The sequence below is a fragment of the Streptomyces alkaliphilus genome (assembly GCF_014141535.1).
Taxonomy (GTDB): Bacteria; Actinomycetota; Actinomycetes; order Streptomycetales; family Streptomycetaceae; genus Streptomyces; species Streptomyces alkaliphilus.
Genome location: NZ_VKHT01000202.1, coordinates 1 through 6,428, shown reverse-complemented (window position 1 = coordinate 6,428; position 6,428 = coordinate 1). Strand labels below are relative to the sequence as shown.

At 74.6% G+C, this 6,428-nt stretch carries 3 protein-coding genes; all 3 read left to right on the top strand.

The window, feature by feature from the left end; genetic code table 11:
- Positions 1-480 precede the first annotated feature (480 nt).
- Positions 481-2,997: a lysylphosphatidylglycerol synthase transmembrane domain-containing protein gene (locus FNQ90_RS09145; RefSeq protein ID WP_182605907.1), complete on the top strand. Its 2,517-nt coding sequence runs from the start codon at positions 481-483 to the stop codon at positions 2,995-2,997.
- A 168-nt stretch (positions 2,998-3,165) separates the two neighbouring features.
- Complete coding sequence (locus tag FNQ90_RS09140; RefSeq protein WP_182605906.1) at positions 3,166-4,794, top strand: alpha/beta hydrolase; 1,629 nt, start codon at positions 3,166-3,168, stop codon at positions 4,792-4,794.
- Between the two features lie 116 nt (positions 4,795-4,910).
- Positions 4,911-6,428: alpha/beta fold hydrolase (locus FNQ90_RS09135; protein WP_182605905.1), on the top strand; the 1,518-nt coding region annotated here is incomplete at its 3' end.

The window sequence follows — 6,428 nt, the reverse complement described above, 5'->3', positions numbered from 1 at the left end:
CCCCACTCCCGGTGGTCCGGGGGGTCGGGCGGGGTGTCGGTTCCGTCACACGCCCCATCGTCCCCCATGCGCGTCCCGCCCCGTCCGGAACGGGACGTCCCGGTATCGTGCCGGCGGTGACCGGTGATACGGGGCGAGGAGTCGGCGCGCGAGACGCGGGACCGGTCCGGTGACGCCGTTCGGCCCGCCCGGGAGACACCGGCCGTGCCGACGGACGCGGCCGGCCGGGACGGCGGGACGCCGGACGAACGGCTGCCCGACGGCGCCGGGAACACCGTGTCCGACCGGCCCGACAGGTCCGACGGGTCCGACGCCGGCTCTTCGACGGAGGCGTCCGCGGTACCCGGTCACCGACCGGTGACCGGGCCCGAACCCCGGGGGTCGGGGCCCGACGCGAAGCCGCTCCCGCCGGAGGGACTCGGCACGCTGGAGCCCGCGGAGCCCCTCCTGGCCGCCCGGGTGCACCGCCCGGCGGACCTGATGCGCATGCTGCTGGGCCTGCTCGGCATCGTGCTGGTGCTGGGGGTGGCGACCTTCGCCATCGGCACCACCAAGGGTCTGGAGGAGGACATCGGCGACGCCGCCGGGTCCGCCCCGCCGCTGTTCTTCGGCTTCGCCGGGCTGATCTCCAGCGTCGCCGTACTGCTGGTCCCAGTGGCCTTCGCCGTGGAACGGTTGATCAAACGCGACGGACTGCGGATCGCGGACGGCGTGCTCGCCGCCGTGCTCGCGCACGGGGTCTCCCTGTCCTTCAGCCTGTGGGTGGCGCGCCTGGCCCCCATGGAGGTGCAGGACGCGCTGACCGCGCGGGCTCCGGGCGGTGGCACCACCGACGCCGTGCACGGTTACCTGGCACCGGTCATCGCCTACATGACGGCGGTGGGCATGGCGCACCGCCCCCGGTGGCGGATCCTCATGTGGTCGGTGTTGGTGCTGGACGCGGTCTCGGTGCTGGTCGCCGGCTACAGCACGCCGTTCTCGATCCTGGTCACGGTGCTGATCGGCTGGTCGGTGGCGTACGGCACGCTCTACGCCGTCGGCTCCCCCAACGCCCGACCCACCGGCCGGCAACTGTTGGCCGGGCTGCGGAGTCTGGGTTTCCGACCGGTGGCCGCGATGCGTGCCGAGGACCCGTCGGGGTCGACCGAGGAGGGGCAGGGTCGCGCCGGCGACCGCGCGGAACCCGGTCGCCGGTACGTGGTGACCCTGGAGTCGGGCCCACCGCTGGACGTCACCGTGGTGGACCGCGAACACCAGGCCCGCGGCTACTTCTACCGGGCGTGGCGACGCCTGGCGCTGCGGGGCATCAACCAACCCCGCGGTTCCCAGACCCTGCGCCAGGCGCTGGAGCAGGAGGCGTTGCTGGCGTACGCGGTGAGTGCCGCCGGGGCCAACGCGCCCCGCCTGATCGCCACCTCCGAGCTGGGACCGGACGCCGTCGTCCTGATCTACGAGCACGTGCCCGGTCGGCTGCTGGACGCCGTCCCGGACGACGAGATCGACGACTCGCTGATGCGGTCCGCCTGGCGCCAGGTGCTGGCCCTGCAGTCGCGCCGGATCGCGCACCGGCGGCTGGAGGCCAACGCCCTGCTGGTGGACGAGGCCGGGGTGCTGCACCTGACCGACCTGCGCGGCGGGGAGATCGCCGCCGGGGACCTGCTGCTGCGCATGGACGTGGCGCAACTGCTGACCACCTTCGGTCTGCGGGTCGGGGCGCCCCGCGCGGTGGCCGCCGCGGTGGCCGAGCTGGGACCCGACGCGGTCGCCGACGCCCTGCCGCTGCTGCAACCGATCGCGTTGAACCGCGCCACCCGGCAGACGCTCCGCCACCTGGGCCGGGAACGCTCGCAGCGCGAGCGGCAGGCGGTGCTGGACGCCACCCGCTCCTACCGGGAGGCCGGCGGACGGCTGCCGGAGGACGCGGACCGCAAACGGGTCCGCGCGGCGAAACAGGCCGAGAAGCAGGTCATGGAGGAGGCCCTGGCCCGGGCCAAGGAGTCGGACCTGCTCTCGGAGATCCGCAACCGGATCCTGGAGGTCCGCCCGCAGGCCCCGGTGGAACCGGCCCGGCTGGAGCGGATCCGGCCGCGCACGCTGGTGATGGCGCTGGCGGCGGTCTTCGCTGCGTACTTCCTGGTCACCCAGTTGGTGCACATCAACTTCCGGGAGGTCGTGGACGGGGCGAACTGGGCGTGGGCGGTGGCCGCGGCCGGCTTCGCCGGGCTGACCTACTTCGCGGCGGCGATCAGCCTGCTGGGCTTCGTCCCGGAGAAGGTGCCCTACATGCGGACGGTGGCCGCCCAGGTGGCCGGGTCGTTCGTGAAGCTGGTGGCGCCGGCGGCGATCGGCGGCGTGGCGCTGAACACCCGCTACCTCCAGCGCTCGGGGGTGCGCCCGGGGCACGCGGTGGCCAGCGTCGGGGCCAACCAACTGTTCGGCCTGGGCACGGCCGTCTCCCTGCTGCTGGTCTTCGCGTACATCACCGGCACCCGGCACGCCCCGACCCTCTCGCCGTCACCGACGATGATCGCCGCGGTGCTGACCCTCGCGGTGGCGGTGCTGATCCTCACCGCCGTCCCCGGACTGCGGAAGTTCATCTCCGAGCGGGTGCGTTCGCTGTTCGCCGGTGTGGTGCCGCGGATGCTGGACGTGGTGCAGCGTCCCCGGAAGTTGCTGAGCGGTATCGGCGGCATGGTGCTGATGACGCTCTCCTTCGTGCTGTGTCTGGACTCCTCGGTGCGGGCCTTCGGCGGGGAGCTGGGGTTGGCGACGGTGGCGGTGGTCTTCCTCGCCGGCAACGCCCTGGGGTCGGCGGCCCCCACCCCGGGAGGCATCGGCGCCGTGGAGGCGACGCTGATCGGTGGCCTGGTGGCCTTCGGACTGACCTTCGACACGGCGGCGGCGGCGGTGATGCTCTTCCGCCTGATGACGTTCTGGCTCCCGGTGCTGCCCGGGTGGGTCGCCTTCACCGCCCTCACCCGCAAGGAGGCGCTGTAGGGCCCGGTCGGCCCCCGGCACACCACCGGACCGCCCCGGTCCGCTCCCCTTCGTGATCGCGCCGTCACCCGGATGCCGTGCCGGGCATGCGACGCGGCCGACGGCACGTCGATGATGAGCCGTCCGTCCCGATTCGGGCCCCCGGGCCCACCCGAAGGGGAGTGCCACATGTCCCGAGCCCCTCAGCTCCCGTCCCGGCGCCGCGCCGGGACGCTGCTCGCCGCCGGCGCGGTCCTCGTCGCCGGCTGCGGGGCCGGAGTGGGCTCCGCGCCCGCGCCGGGCGCGGCGGCGCCGATCACCGGGGACGACCTCGGCGACCTGCCGGCCGCCCTGACCGGGCAGGACCTCTCCTGGGGAGCCTGCGGGGAGGCCGAGGAGACGCAGGGCGAGGACGCCGGTACCCCGACCCCGGTGGAGGAGGGTTCTCCCTGGGAGTGCGCCGACCTGACGGTGCCGCTGGATTGGGGGGACCCGGAGGGCGAGACCCTCGACATCGCCCTGATCCGCTCCCGGGCGACCGGCCCGGAGGCGGACCGGATCGGTTCGTTGATCTTCAACTTCGGCGGCCCGGGTGGTTCCGGGGTGGTGACGCTGCCCGCCTTCGGCCCCGAGTACTCGACCCTGCACGAGCGCTACGACCTGGTGAGCTTCGACCCGCGCGGAGTGGGCGCCTCCTCCGGCGTGGTCTGCCTGGACGACGCCGAACTGGACGAGTGGTTCGCCGCCCCGCTCACCCCGGCCGATCCCGGGGACGACGGGGAGGTGGCGGCGTACACCGACCGGCTGGCCTCCTTCGCCGACGCCTGCGAGGAGCGGCAGGGCGACCTGCTGCCGCATCTGACCACCACCGCGACCGCCCGCGACCTGAACCTCCTGCGGCACGTGCTGGGCGACGAACGGATGCACTACTTCGGGATCTCCTACGGCACGGAGCTGGGCGCGGTCACCGCCCACCTGTACCCGGAGCGGATGGGCCGGGTGGTGCTGGACGCGGTGGTGGACCCGACGATGACCGACGCGGAGAGCGCGCTGGGCCAGGCACGCGGCTTCCAACTGGCCCTGGGCAACTTCCTGGCGGACTGCGCCGGTGAGGACGACTGCCCGTTGGGCGGGGACCCGGCCGAGGGCGAGCGGATCCTCGCCGAGCTGCTGGAGGGCCTGCGCGGGGAGCCGATGCCGACCGCCGATCCGCAACGCCCGCTGACGCAGTCCCTGGCCTGGTCCGGACTCGCGCAGTCGCTGTACTCGCAGGACTTCTGGCCGTTCCTGACGGAGGGCCTGGGCGACGCCCTGGACGAGGAGAACCCCGACGGCACCATTCTGCGCATCCTGGGCGACGCGATGCACGGCCGCTCCTCGGACGGGAGCTACTCGACGCTCCAGTCCTCCTTCGTGGCGATCAACTGCGCCGACTCCAGCGTGCGCTACACCGTCGAGGACGTCCGTGAACGGCTGCCGGAGTTCCGGGAGGCGTCCCCGATCTTTGGCGAGGGCATGGCCTGGGGGATGCTGACCTGCACCGAGTGGCCGGTGGAGGGCGAGGCGGAACGGCCGACGGTGAACGCCGAGGGGGCGGCGCCGATACTGCTGATCGGCACCACGGGCGATCCCGCCACCCCCTACGAGGGCACCGCCGCCATGAAGGAGGCGCTGGGCGAGGGTGTGGCCGTGGAGCTCACCCGGCAGGGCGAGGGGCACGGCGCCTATACGGGTGGCAGCCGGTGCGTCTCCCGCGCCGTGGACCGCTACCTGCTGGACGGGGAACTGCCGGAGGACGGCCTGGTCTGCGCGGACTGACCCGGGGGCCCGGGTACCCCCGTCGCGGTGACGGGGACCGGCCGCGGGGCGCCCCGCCCGGTAGCCTTCCGGCGGGGACGGCGGTGGAGGCGACGGCGAACGGAACGGGGGCCGGGATGCGGGACGGGTGGCGACGCGGGGTGCCGGGGCCCCGTACGACGCGCGGCGCCCCGGCCGTCCTCCTGGCCGGTGTGCTGTTCCTGTCCGCCTGTTCCGCCTTCGGCGACGGCCCCGGTCACGCCGACCCCGGTGGGCCGGTCGCCGGCGCCGGCGGTCACGGGACCGACCGCGGACCCCGGGAGGACGCCGCTCCGGACGCGGCCCCGGACGCCGCCCCGGAGGTGCCGCTCCCGGCGTCCCTGACCGATCAGCGCCCCCGTTGGGCGGCCTGCGGCCCGCCGGACGTGTTGCAGGGCGGCGGGCCCGCCCCCTCTCCCCCGACGGACGGCACGGCCTGGGAGTGCGCCGGCCTGACGGTGCCCCTCGACTGGACCGACCCCACCGGGGAGACGCTCGAGCTGGCGCTGATCCGAATCGGCCGGCGCGCCGAGGGATCCACTCGCCGGATCGGTTCGCTGGTCTTCAACTTCGGCGGCCCGGGCGGCTCGGCGGTGGCCTCCCTGCCCGGCTTCGAGCCCCGGTTCACCGACCTGCGCACCGGTTTCGACCTGGTGGGGATGGATCCGCGCGGGGTGGGCGCCTCCTCCGGCGTGGTCTGCCTGGACGACGCCGGGGTGGACCGGCAACTGCGGGAGGTCGGCTTCCCCCGGGACGCGGCGGGCGAGAAGGAGTGGCTGCGCGCCCGCGAGGAGTACGCCGCCGGCTGCGCCGAACGGGCGGGCGGGCTGCTGCCGCACCTGACGACCGTCGCCACCGCCCGCGATCTCGACCTGCTGCGGCACGTACTGGGCGACTCCCGGCTGCACTACTACGGCGCCTCCTACGGCAGCAAGCTCGGCGCGGTGTACGCGGCGCTCTTCCCCGACCGGGTGGGGCGGATGGTGTTGGACTCCCCGGTGGATCCCGGGAGGGACCTGGTGGAGCGCTCACTGGGGCAGGCGGAGGGCTTCCAACGGGCCCTGGAGGTCTTCCTCGCCGAGTGCGCCGGCCGGGCCGACTGCCCCACGGGCTCCCATCCCGGCGAGGGGGCCCGCCTGGTGGGAGAACTCCTCGAGGGACTCGCCGACCGGCCGCTGCCCACCGCCGACGGGCGCCCGCTCACCCAACGACTCGCCTTCCACGGCGTGATCGGCTCGCTGTACTCCGAATCCGGCCGGGCGCGGCTGCGGGCGGCACTGGAGCAGGCGCTGGCGGGGGACGGAACCCGGCTGTTGGAGGCCGCCGACCGCTACCTGGGAAGGGACGCGGAGGGACGCTACCGCAATCTGCACGCCGCCAACACCGCGGTGAACTGCGCCGACTTCGCCTCCCGCCCCGGCCCCGCCGAGGTGCGCGGGTATCGTGCGGAGTTCCTGACCGCGTCCCCGGTGCTGGGGCCCTACCTGGTGTGGGACCTGACGGCCTGCCACGGCTGGCCGGTGGTCTCCGAACGGGACCGGCCGGAGGTCCACGCGCCGGGCGCGCGACCGATCCTGCTGGTGGGCACCACCGGCGACCCGGCCACCCCCTACACG